Source organism: Blautia sp. NSJ-140, assembly GCF_022868965.1.
Lineage (GTDB): Bacteria > Bacillota > Clostridia > Lachnospirales > Lachnospiraceae > Blautia_A.
On record NZ_JALIFS010000006.1, the window covers coordinates 64,434 to 80,808 of the forward strand.

A 16,375-nucleotide genomic window follows, 5' to 3' on the forward strand; every position below is an offset into this window, starting at 1 on the left:
AGGATGCTCTTGCAGGAAGATCTCGAACAACGAACGGTTTCTGTTTCTATACAGGCAGCAAAACTGTCAGGGCGGGTACTGCGTGCGGCTATTGCTGCGGTACTCCAAAAGATGGAACAGGAACGCACAATGCCAAAAGTCGGGCGCAACAGCATGAAGCGGCTGACTTATAAAGACCCCGGAGCCAATACCATTGAAGTTTCAGGGCGAATCCGCTCTTTTGAACGGTATGCCAGGAAACATCAGGTACGCTACCATATAGAAAAAGAACTTGGGACCGATCCCCCAAAATGGACGGTATATTTCAAGGCAAACCAGGCAGATGCACTGACGGCAGCTTTTAAGGAATATACGAAGAAAGACCTTACACACAGCACCAGACCGTCGCTGCTTACACAGCTTCATAAGTTCAAAGAACTGGCGCAGTCGCTTGGCCGTGACCGTGTAAAGAACAAAGAACACGGAGGACCGGAACGATGAAGATCGATGCAGAAACATTGAAAAAACAGGTCATTCTCCATCTGCCTTATGTTCTGTTCCTTCTGGTATTTGCCAAGCTGGGCGAGGCGGTGCGTCTGGCTCCCGGAGCAGACGCTTCCCAAAAGCTGTTAGGACTGTCCGAAGGCTTTGCCCTTGCGTTTCAGAGTATGTGGCCGGGGGCGGCAATGGACTGGCTGATCGGTTTATGCGGTGCAGCCATTATGCGGCTGGCAGTCTATCTTAGAGGGAAAGACGCTAAGAAATACCGCAAAAATGTGGAATACGGTTCAGCTCGTTGGGGAAATAAAACCGATATTGCCCCGTTTATGGACCCAAAGCCGGAAAACAATATCATTCTTACCCAAAGTGAAGGACTGATGTTAAACGGAAGGCCCAAAAATCCGGCCAATGCAAGAAATAAAAATGTACTGGTAGTCGGAGGATCAGGTTCGGGAAAAACGCGCTTTTTCATCAAGCCCAATCTGATGCAAATGCACAGTTCCTACGTCGTCACCGATCCGAAAGGTACAGTCCTTGTGGAATGCGGAAAGATGTTACAGCGAGGCACGCCAAAGCTGGACAAGGACGGAAAGCCTGTGCGGAATGAAAAAGGAAAGATCATCTATGAGCCCTATAAAATACGGGTATTCAATACGATCAATTTTCAGAAAAGTATGCACTTTAACCCATTCGCCTACATTCATTCCGAGAAAGATATTTTGAAAATCGTCACGACTCTGATCTCCAATACCAAAGGCGAAGGAAAAGCCGGAGACGATTTCTGGGTCAAAGCAGAAACCCTGCTCTATACGGCACTGATCGGATATATCTACTATGAAGCCCCGGCAAACGAACAGAATTTTGCCACACTGGTAGAAATGCTGAACGCAATGGAGGTCCGTGAGGATGATGAATCGTTCAAAAATGCCGTTGACCTTCTCTTTGACGCGCTGGAACAAAAAGACCCGGATCATTTTGCCCTGCGTCAATATAAGAAATATAAGCTCGCTGCCGGAAAAACAGCAAAGTCGATCCTTATTTCCTGTGCTTCCAGACTGGCTCCTTTTGACATTAAAGAAGTCAGGGAAATTACCATGTATGACGAACTGGATCTGGATATGCTGGGGGATGAACGGACTGCTCTTTTCCTTATTATGAGTGATACGGACGGGACCTTTGCATTTTTGATCAGTCTGATCTATTCCATTTTGTTTAACCGCTTGTGCGAACGGGCAGATGATATATATGGCGGAAGGCTTCCCATCCATGTACGCTGCCTGATCGACGAGGCGGCAAATATCGGGCAGATCCCGAACCTGGAGCGTCTTATGGCGACCATCCGAAGCCGTGAGATCTCTGCCTGCCTGGTGCTGCAGGCGCAAAGCCAGCTCAAAGCCCTGTATAAAGACAACATGGACACCGTCATCGGTAACTGTGACGCCTCTCTTTTCTTAGGAGGCAAAGAAGAAACCACCTTAAAAAGCTGGAACTCCCTATTGGGGAAAGAGACCATCGACCTGTATAACACCAGTGTCACAAAGGGCAATCAGGAATCCCACGGACAAAATTTTCAAAAGCTGGGAAAGGATCTGATGTCGGTGGATGAACTGGCAGTTATGGACGGGGGCAAATGTCTGCTGCAGATCAGGGGTGTGCGGCCGTTCCTCTCCCGGAAATACGATATAACCAAACACCCAAATTACAAACTGCTTTCCGATTTTAATGAGAAGAACGCTTTTAATATCGAAAAGTTTCTTTCTACCCGGATGCCGATGCGTCCCGGTGAACGATACCGCAATTATGAAGTCACAGCCGAAGATCTGGCTTCCCAGACTTTATAGAGTTGTTCCTGCCTGTCAAAGCATGATGCCCCGGCAGGCTTTGTTTTTGTCACGATGAAAGGAGGATTTTTTGAGGATTCGTGATTCTCCCTGAAAAGTAAATAACCGCAGGATTCTTCCTGCCCCATGCCGCCGTGCTGTTTGAAACAGATTTTTTTCTAAAAACAGTGCGGCGACTTTTTTTGTTTCCGGCCTGATACGGCCATATCACAAATTAAAATTTCTGAAATTAAAGGAGGAACATTATGGCATTTTTTGCAAGCGCGATTGATACTTTGAAGATCCTTGTGATCGCCCTGGGCGCAGGTCTGGGCGCATGGGGTGTTGTAAACCTTCTCGAAGGTTACGGAAATGATAACCCAGGTGCAAAATCCCAGGGGATCAAGCAGTTCATGGCTAATTAAAGGGAACAAAAAGAAAGGAAAAGCACAATCCAGACGGTATCAGCGGCAGTCCACAAGAATAAATTGTGATTTCACAAGATTGGTGCTATAATAAGAGAAAAGTTCCTGCCGGGGCAGCCGCCCCGGTGGTATGGATAGGAAGGCGGGAAAGCAATATGCACATCAGCTATAAACCACTCTGGCATACACTGTTAGAGCGTGATATGAGAAAAGAAGATTTAAGGCTTGCTGCTGGTATGACAACGAATATGATTGCCAACATGAGCAAAGAGGGAAAGCACATCAGCATGGATACATTAGCCCGTATCTGCGAAACGCTGAATTGTGAGATTACCGATGTGATTGAGTTAGTATCAGACGAGCCTGCTTCCACAGGAGGTAAGGAGCATGAGCGAATTGAAACCAAGAATAACGGAAAACGGAATTGATTATATCCTTGTCGGAGATTACTATATCCCAGATTTGAAGCTGCCGGAGGAACATCGCCCTATCGGAAAGTACGGACGGATGCACCGGGAGTATTTAAGAGAAGTCCACCCAGCCAAATTGAACACCTTGACCTTGACAGGGGAGTTATGGACATACCTTGCAGACCTGAACGAACAGGCACAGGAACGGTTAGACACCATCATGGAGCAGATGAAAGATGCCGAGGGCGTGACCGAGGAATTGAAACGAACCCAACAAATGGAATGGGTGCGGCGTTGCAATAACATTCACAACCGGGCAGAAGAAATTATTTTGCAAGAGATGATTTATTCATAACGGTATGGTAGAATGATTATGACAAATAAGAATTTTTTGCTCCATACGCCCTTGACAATAGTCCTTACAATATACTATAATAGTATTTGTAAATACTATTTGTAAGAGGAGGACTTATGGAAAACAATCATTTTAACGTTGCGTGGGCGAAAAGCACTGCGCTATATACAAAAGCAGCTTCAGTACTTGGCATCGGATACCCGGAAATGATGGTGCTGTATGCGCTGGAATCCATGGGAGAACTGACGCAAAAGCAGATCGCAGAGAATTTCGGTATGCAAAAACAGACGGTTCATACGGTCGTGAGCGCACTTCAAAAGAAGGGCTATTTACTGTTGGAGGCCAGCGAGGGCGATAAACGTGAGAAGCGGATCGTCTTGACTGAAAGCGGACAGGTATACGCCCACAGAATGATTGCGCCTTTACGAAAAGCCGAGGAGAAGGTTTATAGAACAATCGGGAACGAACGGCTCCAAGCCATGTGTGAAATTCTTGACCTTTTCAATCTTCTCTTTGAAAGAGAGCTGAGAGGAGGTCTGGGCAGTGAATAACAAGCGGACTTTCTTTCAGTATGTGATTCCGTCCGTGTTATCCTTTGCGCTTTCCGGGGTGTATGCCATCGTTGACGGTTTCTTTGTAGGCAACTCAATCGGGGATGCCGGACTTTCCGCAATCAACATTGCATATCCCATCACGGCGGTCCTGCAATCCGTAGGGACAGGAATCGGAATGGGCGGTTCAGTCAAATACTCCATTCTGAAAGCAGCAGGAAATGAGAAAAAAGCACGGGAGTTCGTTGCCGGTGCAACATGGCTGATGCTTCTTTTCAGCGCTGTCCTGACTGTCACCGTTTTCTTCACTTCAGAGAAAATCCTTTCTGCCCTTGGTGCATCGGGCGAGTTGCTTACTCTGGGAAATGAGTATATCAAGGTAATTGCCCTTGGAGCGATTTTACAGGTGTTCGGCACCGGACTGGTTCCGTTTATGCGTAATTACGGCGGTTCTTTGTGGGCAATGATCGCTATGATCTGCGGCTTTGCTACCAATGTTGCTCTTGACTATACTTTTGTGTGGGTTCTTGGACGGGGCATGTACGGTGCGGCATTGGCGACCATTATTGGGCAGGGAGTTACCATGGCGGTTGCACTCGTGTATTGCGCCATCAAAAAGAACCTCACTCTGAAAATCGCACCTGTTGATACCCCGAAAACGGCATTTCAGATATTAAAAATCGGACTTGCTCCATTTGGCTTGACCCTTGCCCCAAATATCTCTCTTGTGATCATCAACCGATTTTCGGTTTATTATGGCGGACAGGAGGCTATCGCCACCTATGCCTGTATCTCCTATATCATCTGCATTGTTTATCTTCTTTTGCAGGGTGTCGGTGATGGTAGCCAGCCGCTCATGAGTCAGTTCTACGGAGCAGGCGAAGAAAAATCGCTCAAACAAACCAAAACGCTGGCGTATGAATTTTCCATGGTTTTGGCGGTAATCAGTGCGATTCTGATTTACCTGCTCCGTGGAAAGATTGGACTACTGTTCGGTTCATCTGCCGAGGTAAACGCAGGGGTCATAAAGGTCATGCCGATCTTCCTTGTGTCGGTTCCGTTTGACGCCATCACACGAGTTTCCGCGGCGGCTTTCTACGCAACCGAAAAAAGTGTGCTGTCCTATGTTCTGACCTTTATCGAACCCATCATCATGCTGGTGTTGATGCTGATGCTGCCGCCGGTGTTTGGCGGTCAAATCACGATTTGGTGGAGCGCCGTATTTGCAAAGGTCATTACCGCATCAGTAAGCATTGTGCTGTCCGTTAGATACAGCGCACAAAGAAATCGATAACTTCCAGTTTATCGTTCTGATTTTCAACTGAATAACCACAGTAAAAACCGCTGCTACATGGAAGCTAACAAACCATGCAACAGCGGTTTTTCTTTACCGTTTTTTCCTTTGGCTGATAGGCGTTCCCATTTTCTTTGATTTTTTGAGAATCCGAATGAGCCAGCGAAATTCTTCATCTGACAGATTTTTATAGTTGATACCGAGCTGCTTGCAGTAAAGGACAACGAGCTTTTCATCCCGACTGCCCTTGAAATTTTCGACCGCTTCCAGATTTTCTTTCAGTTCATCGGCAACGGTGGTCTGGGGCGCACTCTCACTGTCCTTTTTGTGAGCTTCCCGAATATCCCGGATAATGAGATTGAGGTCATCCAGAACCATGTGGCTGAAATATTCATCATCGCTGATATGGGCGGCTTGCAGCACTTTCAAATGCGGGTCATCTTCGCCGGGGCGATACCGTTCAATGATTTCATGCCGGACGGTATCGACAAGTGCATTGAGATTTTGAATCTGCATGGTGGCAATCCCGTCCACATAAATCTCAATGTCTGCAAGAAACTTGATAAAATCTTTATGTGTGGCAAGCTCACAGAGCAGACGGTTGTTAATCCGACCGCTTTTCAGGAGAGCAACCATCTCATCATTCAAATGCAGCTCCGTCAATGACGTGTTGATCTGCTCCCTGTTCTCTGTCCGGCACAGTAGATAATCAACGGAAACCCCATAGAAGTCTGCCAGCGTGATAAGGTTGCCATGATTGATTTCCTTAAAATCCTCTTTTTCATAACTTCCGAGAGCAGATTTGGAAATACCCGTCAGCTTTGATAGTTCTTCCAGATTTAAGCCTTTGTCCTTGCGGAGTTCCCAAAGGCGTTCCTGTATGCTTGTTGCTCCTTTCATGGGCGCACACTCCTTTCCGGCGGTTTCATTGCTGCCGCTTAACTGGATTATATCACACTTTCCGCAATCGTGGAAATTTCTGATTTTTACTCCTAATTCCTACTTTGTGGACATACGGCACAGGGCACAAAAATGTTCTATGATACAGGTAGTTCATCGATGGATTATTCCAATCGAATGACCAGCCTGTGTGGGATATGCTTCCCCGGCGATGTAGTGCCATGACTTTTGGCAGGGATGTGGAGGAACCCTGACCGAAACGAGCGTACCAAAGGGAGCGATACGCCGCTGTGAGATTCAGGGGAGGAACGACACCGGGGAGAACTGGCGGACTGACACCGAAATGATACCGAAACACGACAATCTGATAGGGGGATAGCCTACCCTATCGCTGATACTTCGGGAGATTTTAGGCGGCTCTATGGCTGTAATTTTTCCGAAAATCGCCCCGAAACCATACACAAAAACGGGAGGAAGCGCAATATGCCGAGAATGAGCAAAAAGAGGAAACAGGAGCTTTCCTTTTACCTCAATGACCGGGGGCGTGTCACTTACAACGAATTATGCCGGAAATGCCAGCATGGGTGCAAGCAGAGCTTCCGGGCGGTTGTGATTGACTGCCCCCGTTATTTATCCAAACGAGCAAAGAAAAAGGAGGAACACACCGAATGAATTTTGAATTTATGACGATAGACACACCCTTGCCGCCCTGTATGCCTTTTCCCAGGGCGTTGACAGGATTTCCAGTCAGCAGCACCGCAAAGGTCATGTACTGCCAGATGCTGGACGCTATGCTGTCCAAAGGGCAGGAGGACGAAAACGGAATCCTGTTTGTCTGCTTCCCTGTTACAGCCATTGCCGCAGTCCTGTCCCGCAGCTCCATGACAGTCAAGCGTTCTCTGAATGAACTGGAAATCGCCGGACTTATCATGCGGGTGCGTCAGGGCATTGGAGAACCAAACCGAATTTATGTGCTGATACCGGGAAAGGAGGACGCTGCCTTTGCCTGATACCTCAATGCTGGAAAAGCTAAACCAGAAGCTGGAGAAAAGCGAAAAGAAACTGCGGAAAGCCATCAATGATGAAAAGGTATTGCAGCACCAGTTGAAACAGCTTACCCGAAAGGAACGGACGCACCGGCTCTGTACCCGTGGCGGTATGCTGGAAAGTTTTCTGCAAGAGCCGGAACGCCTGACAGATGATGATATCATGCTGTTGTTGAAACTCATTTTTCACAGGCAGGACACACAGGAACTATTGAAAAAACTGCTGGAACGGAAGAAGCCGGAAACCCCTTAGTTTACTAAGGGCGCAATTATACACCACCCAGAGGTTGGTGCATTGCGTTCTCCGAAGGCTCCTCGCCGGAGGGCTGTGATTTTCCGCAGTCATGGTCTGCTTCAAATCAAACAGGGGACGCTACGCTTCCCCTGCGCTGGCTGCCGCCAGCTACCCTTTTGTGTACTTGCCATCTGGGGACACCTTGCGTTGCAAGCTGTTCCCAGCCGACAAGTTTCATAAAATATGCTATCTTTTCGATAGCCAATGAAGTATAATGAAGATGACAACAAATCGTTAAGGAAAGAATCGAAGGTGGTGCAAACGAAAAAGCAGTATGGAGACTTTTCATTAACTGCCCTTTCGTTTGCATCAATTTCGATTTTTTCTGGTTGAACAAAGTGCGTCAACTCTATATGGACTTTTAATTATGACACTCTATTTATAATAGGATAGCATGTACACATAGAAACACATAGAATTTATAATTCAGTCCTATATTATGACACCAGAAATAAGCCTCCCTAAAGAAGCTAAAAAAATATACAGTTATGATACGTTAACAGAGCATATGTGGTTTTGGTTTTATAAAATGTTGTTCTGTAGACAGAGGAATAATCTTACCACCACAGGAAGAACACTTGCATATATCTTTATTATAAAGAAGACGGATAATGGCAGGTGCATCCATATCTTTCAGCTTGGAAATATATTTTTTGCAACCAAGGATGTTTCTACATAGGGTAATCTTTTTCTTCTTATTTCTGGATGAAAGAAGACCATAGTGCCTGATACGTACAAAACGTTTTGGAGGAACATGCATTAAAAATCGACGGATAAATTCCTCGCTGGATATGGTGATCTCTTTCCAAAGCCCTTGGTTTTTGTAATCTTTAGCGGAAAAAGTAACTGTAGATTCTGTCATGTCTTTGATACGGTAGTTGCTGATAGCAATCCGGTGGGTGTATTTTCCAAGGTATCTGATGACAGATTCGGCACCGTCAAATGGTTTCTTGCAATAAGGAATCCATTCCTTTGTATAGCAGGTATTTAACAATTCCTTGAAAGTATAGTAGTTTTTGTAAGGTGCAGCCGATCCATGAAATTCAAGCCTGTCATTTTCCCAGAGCTGCTTAAGTTCAGCCATATATTTTCCACGAAATATTTTGGAGATCACCTTAATCGGAAGAAAAAACTCTTTCCCGTTGTCTTTCCAATGATTTTTCACATCCAGCCCTCCACCAAGAACAATCGCATGGATATGAGGATGAAAATTCATGGTGCTTCCCCATGTATGGAGGATACAAATATAGCCGATATCAGTCCCAAGATATTTACTATCAGCAGCAAGTTCACTGAGAGTATCTGAAGCCGCATGATAAAGAGCAGTGTATAAGAATTTCTGGTTGCTGTAGATAATGGGATTAAGTTCTTCTGGAACTGTAAAAACTACATGGAAATAAGGAGCATCTAAGATATCCTCACGCCGTGCATCTACCCATTTTTCTTTTGGAAACTCCTGACACATAGGACAGCATCTGTCACGGCAGGAGTTATAGTGGACTGACATGCAGCCGCAGTCCTCGCATACGCTTACATTCACACCAAAGGCACCGGTTTTGCAATTCATGATGTGATAAGCGGCCTTTCGCTGAGCGGGAGAAATACTATGTGTGGATTCAAAAGATGGATAAAAACGATGAAAAACATCCTGAATCGTACAATCCTTACTCATGATTCACCACCTTCCGGGTTGTCGAACGGGCTGCGGATTCCAAGAAGTGTCTTGTTGCTCACATGAAGGTAAACATCTGTAGAGCGAGGATCAACATGTCCCAGAAGTGACTGGATATATTTTATATCTGTGCCACTTTCGAATAGGTGGCTGGCAAAACTATGACGGCACGCATGAGAGGAAACATGACGGTTAATGCCGGCGAGTTTAGCACTTTTCTTAAAGAACTGGTTAACACTGGCTATATCAAGATATCCACCGGACCAGGAACTTGGGAAAAGGATATCTTTAGGGCGACCACATTTGTACCAATACTCTGTGAGAAGGTCTAAATTTTTTTGAGACAGAATTGTATACCTGTCAATTCTGCCTTTGGTTTCACGAACATGAATTGTCATGTTGGTACGTGAAATGTCATCATAATGAAGATGAACAACCTCTGATACACGTAATCCGGAAGAATACATAGTTGCAATAATCGCTTTATGCTTCAGATTCGGAGTGGCGTCAATGATTGCATTTATTTCATCGCGGGATAGAACAGCAGGAAGATTTCGCTCTCTTTTCATAGCCGGAACAGTGTCATCATCCCAGAGAATCTTCAACACCTTTTTATATAAGAACTTGATTGCAGACCGATAGTGATTGTGAGTTTCAGGAGACCTTCCTTCCAGACGTTTGGCAGTGAGAAAACTTTCCGCATCTTCAAGTGTAAGATCAGAAACATTTTTTCCAATCCAACGAAGGAAGTAACTGACATCAGAGCAATACAGTTGAATAGTTCTTTCACGCAGGTTACGTTTTTCCGCTTCATTGCGGATGGATTCAAAAATATCTTTATACATAATAAAACCTCCAGAATAAGTAGTGTTAATAATTACATCTACCTATTCGGAGGTGCGTTAGCATCATAATTCCGATTGCGGAAGAGACTGGAAAATGTTATTCTTATCATAGGCAGTGGAGCTTTCTTAGTTCAGTTGTTTCGTGTGGTAACTTAACAATAACGGATTATGGAAAGTAATTCCACTGCTTTTTTAATAAAAATAAAACTGCGCCACAGCCTTGGCAGGCCATCGCGCAGCGATTTTGTTCAATCGGCATTTGTAAAGGAGGATTTACAATGAAGAAAATTGGATTAGGTATTGCAATACTACTCTTTGCCATTATAATTTCTCTTTGCTCATCAGGAATGGGGCTGCTCGTTATCGGAATTGGGATTGTAGGATTGATTTTTTCAATCATAGGATTTATAGAACGCAAGTAAAATAACTTCCAGTTGATATTTCACATATTTTAGGAAATTTAATAACTGTTATATTTGATTATCAAATTCTTCGCAAACCCTTGAAAATACTAAGTTTGTAGCAAGTGAACTTTCCCTTACTCTTTCCCTTGTGTTACATTTTCCCATTGCTTTTCATGAACCTTAATATGGGAAAAATTAAGGGAAAGAAAATTTCATAACACAATATAACATATAACAATAACGACATGGTGAACTGATTGAAATGTTTTCGATATTTAACTCTGTAACTGATTATCAAAAGAAAATGGAGATAAGATACGATGAGAACAATTTATGCAGAATATAATATAAACCACGATAGTATTGATGTTTACACAAGTGCTGGATATATGCTTCGCATTGATTGCTGGGAAGCTGAAAAAAATTTAAAAACCACATATGGATCAGAATGTGCGCTTACTTCATTGGCTGTGGATGAGCCTTTGGAATATGCAAGATTATATCTTGATGGCAATTTACAGATGTGGGTGGATACAGAAGATTCATTAGAACTTTATTAAGCAAGAAGTGAGATAGTGTTGTAGGGAGTTTCCTGTAGTTAAAGATACCACACCCGATATGATGAACCCACGCTTATACACTACCAGCTATGATAAAAGAAAGGACAGCAATTTGACACTGCTGTCCTTTCTTTTATAAAATTGCAGTACACAGAAAAAAGCTGTAAAATGAAAAATATATTTGTCCTTGTAACAATTCTCGGACATTTGCCTGTTATACTATCTGCAAAAAGAAAAGGAAGTGATAATATGAAGCATATTTTAATTGTCGAAGATGATAATCTTTTGAATAAAACGCTTACTTATAATTTGGAATTGGACGGTTACACAATAACTTCTGTTCTGAATGCAAGGACAGCCGCTGAATCATTAAAAACAAACATTTTTGATTTGGTATTGCTGGATATAAATTTACCAGACGGAAATGGTTATGACCTATGCCGTCTTATCAAGCCAGAGCATCCTGATACAGTAGTTATATTTCTAACTGCCAACGATCAGGAAAGCAATCAGATACGGGGATATGAAGCTGGTGCAGTGGATTATATCACGAAACCTTTTTCGATTAGTGCTTTGCAGCGAAAAATCAAAGCCATGTTCGCTATGTTGGAGCATCACAAACCAGCTAAGGATATTTACGAGGATGGTAGCTTGTTTCTGGATTTTTCGGAACAATTTGCAAGTTTGAACGGGAAACCATTAGCACTTTCTGCGATGGAATATAAAATGTTGAACCTATTTCTTAAAAATCCGAAGCAGGTACTTACTCGCCAACAATTTTTAGAAAAACTGTGGGATGTTGATGAAAAATATGTAGATGAACATACCCTTACTACTTCTATCAGCCGTATTCGCAGTAAGATTGAAGCGGATGGCGACACATATATCAAAACGGTTTATGGTATGGGGTATCAATGGACAGGAGGCGAAAAGAAATGAATCTGAATAACCTTTCTGCTAAGAAAATTTGTAGACTGGTTAGTGCTGGCATGGTTTTCTCTATGCTGGTAATTACCGGTATTTTCGGCGGTATAATGCAGGATATACGAATTTTTATAGTGGGTGGAACATTGACACTCTGTGCGTTTTTCTGGATTTGGCTATTGGTGCTGATTTTTGGAAAACGCCTTTCTCATTTTACTTCTAATTTGTGCCGGACGCTGGACAACATGATTGATGGAAACGAGGAATTACAAAAGTCAAATGATAGTGAAACTCTTTTTGCCCGTATCAACCACCGCTTAATTCGGTTGTATGAGATTATGCAGAAAAACCGGCACAAGGTAGACATGGAACGACAGGAGCTTCAAATGCTGATTTCTGATATTTCACATCAAGTTAAAACGCCTGTCAGCAATTTGCAAATGGTAACGGACACACTTTTAACAAAGCCTGTTTCAGAAGAAGAACGGATGGACTTTTTACAAGGCATACGTAGTCAGACTGATAAACTGGATTTTCTGTTCCAAGCACTGGTTAAAACGTCCCGGTTGGAAACCGGAGCAATACGATTAGAAAAGAAAGACAGCAGCTTATTCCATACGCTTGCACAAGCCATGAGCAGTATTGTATATGCCGCAGAGAAAAAAGAAATTGCTGTATCCGTGGATTGCCCGGAAAATTTGATAATCTCCCATGACAGCAAGTGGACAAGCGAAGCCCTTTTCAATCTGCTGGACAATGCAGTAAAATACACTCCGTCAGGTGGAAAGATTTCTGTATCAGTGGTTCAGTGGGAAATGTACGTAGAGGTCAAAGTGACCGACACCGGCAAGGGCATTTCAGAAAGCAATCAGGCTGCCATCTTCCGGCGCTTCTATCGTGAGGAAGAAGTACACGATCAACAGGGTGTGGGAATAGGTTTGTATTTGGCTCGTGAGATTGTAACAAGGCAAGGGGGCTATATCAAGGTTGTTTCAGAGCTGAGGCAAGGCTCAGAATTTTCTATTATGCTTCCTGTAAGGTAAGATATAACCACTTTTTTTGAAATGTCCGAGCGTTGTAACATTTCACTCTGATTTTCGATAAAAATTTTTTCTATCTCGGACATTTGTGTAACATTTGTGGTTTACAATGGCTTTATCAACAGATAGAAAGCCTTGAAAGGAGCATTTGAATATGAGCATTTTACAAACAATCGACTTAAAGAAGTATTACGGCACAGAACCAAATATTACTCGTGCCCTTAATGGTGTAAATTTTACTGTGGAACAGGGAGAATTTGTTGCCGTAGTTGGAACTTCCGGCAGCGGTAAGTCTACATTGCTTCACATGATGGGAGGACTTGATACCCCCACTTCCGGCAGCGTGATTGTACGGGGAGAAGAACTCGCAAAAAAGAATGATGATGAATTGACAATTTTCCGCCGTCGTAACATCGGATTTATCTTCCAAAATTATAATCTGGTTCCGATTTTGAATGTATATGAAAATATCGTCCTGCCTGTGGAACTGGATGGCGATACAGTAGACCAGAAATTTATGGACGAAGTTGTGTATATGTTGGCTTTAGAAGATAAACTGGAAAATATGCCGAACAATCTTTCAGGCGGTCAACAGCAACGTGTAGCGATTGCACGAGCTTTAATTACGAAGCCTGCGATTATCCTTGCTGATGAACCGACCGGAAATCTTGATAGCAAGACCAGTGCAGATGTGTTAGGGCTTTTGAAGCATACCAGCGGAGAATTTAATCAGACCATTGTAATGATTACTCACAACAACGAGATCGCTCAACTCGCAGACCGCATTGTACGGATTGAAGATGGTAAAATTGTTGGCTAAAGGAGGTGGGAATTATGAATTATCCTTTTGAAAATGATACCAGTGCAGTAATTAAAAAATTAGCACGAAAAAGTGTGCGTTTTGATAAGAAGAAAAACTTATTTTGCCTTTCGGCAATTATTGTAGCCGTTGCTATGATAATGATGTCGTTGCTCACAGTGCAAAATATCATTTATCAAAATCAGAAAGAAATCGAAGGATTACATCAAGGGATTTTCTTTGACATTACGCAGGACAGTAAAGAAAAGTTGTTAGCAAACGAAGAAGTAAAAAGTGTAGGACTTTCCTGTAATATCAAAACAGTGAAAGAAAATTCTAAAGAACTGTCTCTGATTTATTATGATGATGACATGCTTAGTTTGATTCCTGCCTTTGACGGAAAATATCCAGAGAAAGCAAGTGAAATTGCTGTTACAGATGCCTTTTTTGCCAGTGAAAATAAGTCTCCGGAAATCAACGCCATAGTTCAGTTGAATCTGGATGGTACTTTGAAGAATTATACTATTGTTGGTATTTATCATGATAAAACTTCTACCGCTTATCCTGTTTTTGTTTCACTTGAAAAATGCCGGGAATTACGTGGAAATAACCTGCTTAATGGATATGTTTGGCTTGAAAATGCAGATACCCTTACAAAAGACGAAGCAACAGAAATATTATCTCAAATTTCAGAGGAGACTGGACTGAATAATTGGACAGTCAGCAGTTACTATGATTATGTAAATACAACTTTGTCCTTCAGTAATTATGCGGTATATGGTGTAGTTGCTGCCATTTTGTTTTTAGCTGCCGCACTTGTAATTTACAGCATTTTCTATATTTCGGTTGGACAAAAAGTTGCTGAGTTCGGACAGCTTCGGACAATAGGGGCAAGTAAAAAGCAAATTTATAAAATAGTTCTTAAACAGGGTTATATGCTTGCAGTTCCGGGGATTTTAATTGGTAGTATCATGGGAACGATCATCAGCTATTGTCTGCAATCAAAAGGCTGGTCAGTATTTGCATTTATTGTTTCTCTATGTGGCGCATGCCTTTTTGGAATACTGCTTGTTTATATTAGTGTTCGTAAACCAGCAAAAATTGCAGCGAATACTTCTCCAATTTCCGCCCTGAAAAATCCAGTGGGAATTGTAAATTACCGCACTCACAAAAGACATCGTATTACGCCTGTATATTTAGCGAAAATCAGCTTTTCCAGAAACAGAAAAAAATCTCTATTGACCATTTTATCATTGGGACTGTGCGGAGTTATATTTTTCCTTGCAGCAAGTTATCAGAGTTCTTTTAATGCCGAGAGTATGGCTCGTTATTGGGATATGAAGTACGGAGATTTCAAAATCAGCATTGATTTAGAAAACGAAAGTGAAAATTTGGATGCTCTCTTGCAGAAAGAATATTTTTCTGATTATGTAAAGCGTGTTGGAGATATAGAGGGAGTTAGCAATATATTTACTTATGCTACCGTACCAGTTGATTTCTCAACAGACAATGATATTTCAGATAGCACCTTGATGCTCGGCTATAATGAAAAGGATTTGGCGTCGCTAAATGCAGCGGTTTTGTCTGGAAATATTACTGATGATACAGAATTAGTTGTAAGTGATCCCGAACGTATTTATGATGTTTACCATTGGAAACCTCAAATTGGGGATACTGTGACCTTTAATTTCAAAAATCATAGTGGTAAAACAATAACAAAAGCATTCAAAATTGGTGCAATCACTTCCAGCAATGATGGAATGGGTGGCTATATTTTCAGAATGCCGGAAAATATGCTCAAAGAACTTGCAGGTTATGACTGTACATACGCAATCGAAATACAAGCAGAAACTGAATATCAGGAGATAATCGAGCAAGAACTCAAATTACTCGTTTCTGACAATAGGGATGTTCGCTTACAAACCCTTCAAGATTTTATTGTAGAACACCAATCAGACAATCGTGCAGGTTTTACATTAGCTTATGCGATTGCAGCCATCTTGTGGATATTTGCGGTCATCAATCAAATCAATCTTACTGTGACAAATCTTTTATCACAGAAACAGGAAATGGGCACACTAAAATCTATTGGTATGACAAATAAGCAGTTGAAGCAAGCATTTATGATGGAAGGTCTTTTTACTACTTTGATTGCATTGCTTATAACTGCTGTTGTTGGAATCCCCGGCGGATATGCAATCGGTATATTTTTGAAAAATGCAGGCATGTCTACGGGATTTGTATTTCCGGTTGTTGCTTTTACTCTTTTTGCTGTTGCTATGTTTATGCTTGAAAGTTTGATGACAATATTGCTTATTCATTCATGGAAGAAGCAATCTGTTATTGCAATAATGCGAAATTGATGATAGAAAGCTTTTCATATCTCGGTCAGCTCCACAATTACATTACTCTGCTGATACAGCCAGTCCGTAAATTCTTTCGGGCTGGCTGTTCCTGTTTTTACAGCCTTTTTTCTCTGTAATACTTCTTTTCATACAGTAAATTTTCACTAGGCTGGTATGGAGTAATTTTACTGTCTATACAGTAAGTTGAAA

The 16,375-nt window shown here is 42.5% G+C and carries 19 protein-coding genes; 16 read left to right on the forward strand and 3 right to left on the reverse strand.

What is annotated here, in order from left to right; translation table 11 throughout:
- The first annotated feature begins 3 nt into the window (after window positions 1-3).
- The 7 genes from MUB50_RS08630 to MUB50_RS17050 all read left to right on the forward strand — a co-directional run bounded on the left by MUB50_RS08630 (window position 4) and on the right by MUB50_RS17050 (window position 5,335).
- On the forward strand, window positions 4-480 hold the full coding sequence (locus MUB50_RS08630) for a PcfB family protein (protein WP_244802532.1): 477 nt from the start codon (window positions 4-6) through the stop codon (window positions 478-480).
- Window positions 477-2,321 (forward strand): VirD4-like conjugal transfer protein, CD1115 family, encoded by a 1,845-nt coding sequence (locus tag MUB50_RS08635; protein WP_244802533.1) that lies wholly within the window; start codon window positions 477-479, stop codon window positions 2,319-2,321. Before MUB50_RS08630 ends, MUB50_RS08635 begins: the two co-directional genes overlap by 4 nt.
- A 245-nt stretch (window positions 2,322-2,566) precedes the next feature.
- A complete protein-coding gene (locus MUB50_RS08640) occupies window positions 2,567-2,725 on the forward strand; it encodes a Maff2 family mobile element protein (protein ID WP_055156893.1) in 159 nt (52 codons plus the stop codon).
- 155 nt (window positions 2,726-2,880) lie between these two features.
- Window positions 2,881-3,153: a helix-turn-helix domain-containing protein gene (locus MUB50_RS08645; protein WP_009274451.1), complete on the forward strand. Its 273-nt coding sequence runs from the start codon at window positions 2,881-2,883 to the stop codon at window positions 3,151-3,153.
- Window positions 3,113-3,490: a TnpV protein gene (locus tag MUB50_RS08650; RefSeq protein ID WP_009274452.1), complete on the forward strand. Its 378-nt coding sequence runs from the start codon at window positions 3,113-3,115 to the stop codon at window positions 3,488-3,490. The genes MUB50_RS08645 and MUB50_RS08650 overlap by 41 nt, the downstream gene beginning before the upstream one ends.
- Before the next feature lie 116 nt (window positions 3,491-3,606).
- The gene (locus MUB50_RS08655) at window positions 3,607-4,041 is read left to right on the forward strand and encodes a MarR family winged helix-turn-helix transcriptional regulator (protein WP_009274453.1); all 435 of its coding nucleotides are present in this window, start codon (window positions 3,607-3,609) and stop codon (window positions 4,039-4,041) included.
- Window positions 4,034-5,335, forward strand: a complete 1,302-nt coding sequence (locus MUB50_RS17050) for an MATE family efflux transporter (RefSeq protein WP_003020289.1) — start codon at window positions 4,034-4,036, stop codon at window positions 5,333-5,335. Before MUB50_RS08655 ends, MUB50_RS17050 begins: the two co-directional genes overlap by 8 nt.
- 93 nt (window positions 5,336-5,428) lie before the next feature.
- On the opposite strand, the gene MUB50_RS08665 is transcribed toward MUB50_RS17050, so the two are convergent.
- A complete protein-coding gene (locus tag MUB50_RS08665) occupies window positions 5,429-6,235 on the reverse strand; it encodes a helix-turn-helix domain-containing protein (RefSeq protein WP_003020299.1) in 807 nt (268 codons plus the stop codon).
- A gap of 483 nt (window positions 6,236-6,718) precedes the next feature.
- Here MUB50_RS08665 and MUB50_RS08670 point away from each other — a divergent pair, with 483 nt between their 5' ends.
- From MUB50_RS08670 to MUB50_RS08680, 3 genes are read left to right on the forward strand one after another with little or no spacing between them, the layout of a single operon-like run.
- Complete coding sequence (locus MUB50_RS08670; RefSeq protein ID WP_003020302.1) at window positions 6,719-6,907, forward strand: hypothetical protein; 189 nt, start codon at window positions 6,719-6,721, stop codon at window positions 6,905-6,907.
- Window positions 6,904-7,245, forward strand: coding sequence for a hypothetical protein (locus MUB50_RS08675; protein WP_009274456.1), 342 nt, complete (start codon window positions 6,904-6,906; stop codon window positions 7,243-7,245). Before MUB50_RS08670 ends, MUB50_RS08675 begins: the two co-directional genes overlap by 4 nt.
- Window positions 7,238-7,534, forward strand: a complete 297-nt coding sequence (locus MUB50_RS08680; protein WP_009274457.1) for a DUF3847 domain-containing protein — start codon at window positions 7,238-7,240, stop codon at window positions 7,532-7,534. The genes MUB50_RS08675 and MUB50_RS08680 overlap by 8 nt, the downstream gene beginning before the upstream one ends.
- A 538-nt stretch (window positions 7,535-8,072) precedes the next feature.
- Here MUB50_RS08680 and MUB50_RS08685 read toward each other — a convergent pair.
- Together MUB50_RS08685 and MUB50_RS08690 are read right to left on the reverse strand one after the other, a co-directional pair.
- Complete coding sequence (locus MUB50_RS08685; protein ID WP_118085134.1) at window positions 8,073-9,248, reverse strand: IS91 family transposase; 1,176 nt, start codon at window positions 9,246-9,248, stop codon at window positions 8,073-8,075.
- Entirely contained in the window at window positions 9,245-10,093 is an 849-nt protein-coding gene (locus tag MUB50_RS08690) for a tyrosine-type recombinase/integrase (protein WP_118085135.1), read from the reverse strand. Before MUB50_RS08690 ends, MUB50_RS08685 begins: the two co-directional genes overlap by 4 nt.
- A gap of 278 nt (window positions 10,094-10,371) precedes the next feature.
- Here MUB50_RS08690 and MUB50_RS08695 point away from each other — a divergent pair, with 278 nt between their 5' ends.
- The 6 genes from MUB50_RS08695 (at window position 10,372) to MUB50_RS08720 (ending at window position 16,183) form a co-directional block, all read left to right on the forward strand.
- Complete coding sequence (locus MUB50_RS08695; RefSeq protein ID WP_009274458.1) at window positions 10,372-10,515, forward strand: hypothetical protein; 144 nt, start codon at window positions 10,372-10,374, stop codon at window positions 10,513-10,515.
- Window positions 10,516-10,817: 302 nt separating this feature from the next.
- On the forward strand, window positions 10,818-11,057 hold the full coding sequence (locus tag MUB50_RS08700; protein WP_006859036.1) for a DUF6061 family protein: 240 nt from the start codon (window positions 10,818-10,820) through the stop codon (window positions 11,055-11,057).
- A gap of 249 nt (window positions 11,058-11,306) precedes the next feature.
- Window positions 11,307-11,996 (forward strand): response regulator transcription factor, encoded by a 690-nt coding sequence (locus MUB50_RS08705; RefSeq protein ID WP_009265522.1) that lies wholly within the window; start codon window positions 11,307-11,309, stop codon window positions 11,994-11,996.
- Window positions 11,993-13,024, forward strand: coding sequence for a sensor histidine kinase (locus tag MUB50_RS08710; RefSeq protein WP_006859034.1), 1,032 nt, complete (start codon window positions 11,993-11,995; stop codon window positions 13,022-13,024). The genes MUB50_RS08705 and MUB50_RS08710 overlap by 4 nt, the downstream gene beginning before the upstream one ends.
- A 151-nt stretch (window positions 13,025-13,175) precedes the next feature.
- Window positions 13,176-13,841 (forward strand): ABC transporter ATP-binding protein, encoded by a 666-nt coding sequence (locus MUB50_RS08715; protein ID WP_006859033.1) that lies wholly within the window; start codon window positions 13,176-13,178, stop codon window positions 13,839-13,841.
- Window positions 13,842-13,855: 14 nt separating this feature from the next.
- Window positions 13,856-16,183: an ABC transporter permease gene (locus tag MUB50_RS08720; RefSeq protein ID WP_117593969.1), complete on the forward strand. Its 2,328-nt coding sequence runs from the start codon at window positions 13,856-13,858 to the stop codon at window positions 16,181-16,183.
- Window positions 16,184-16,375 lie beyond the last annotated feature (192 nt).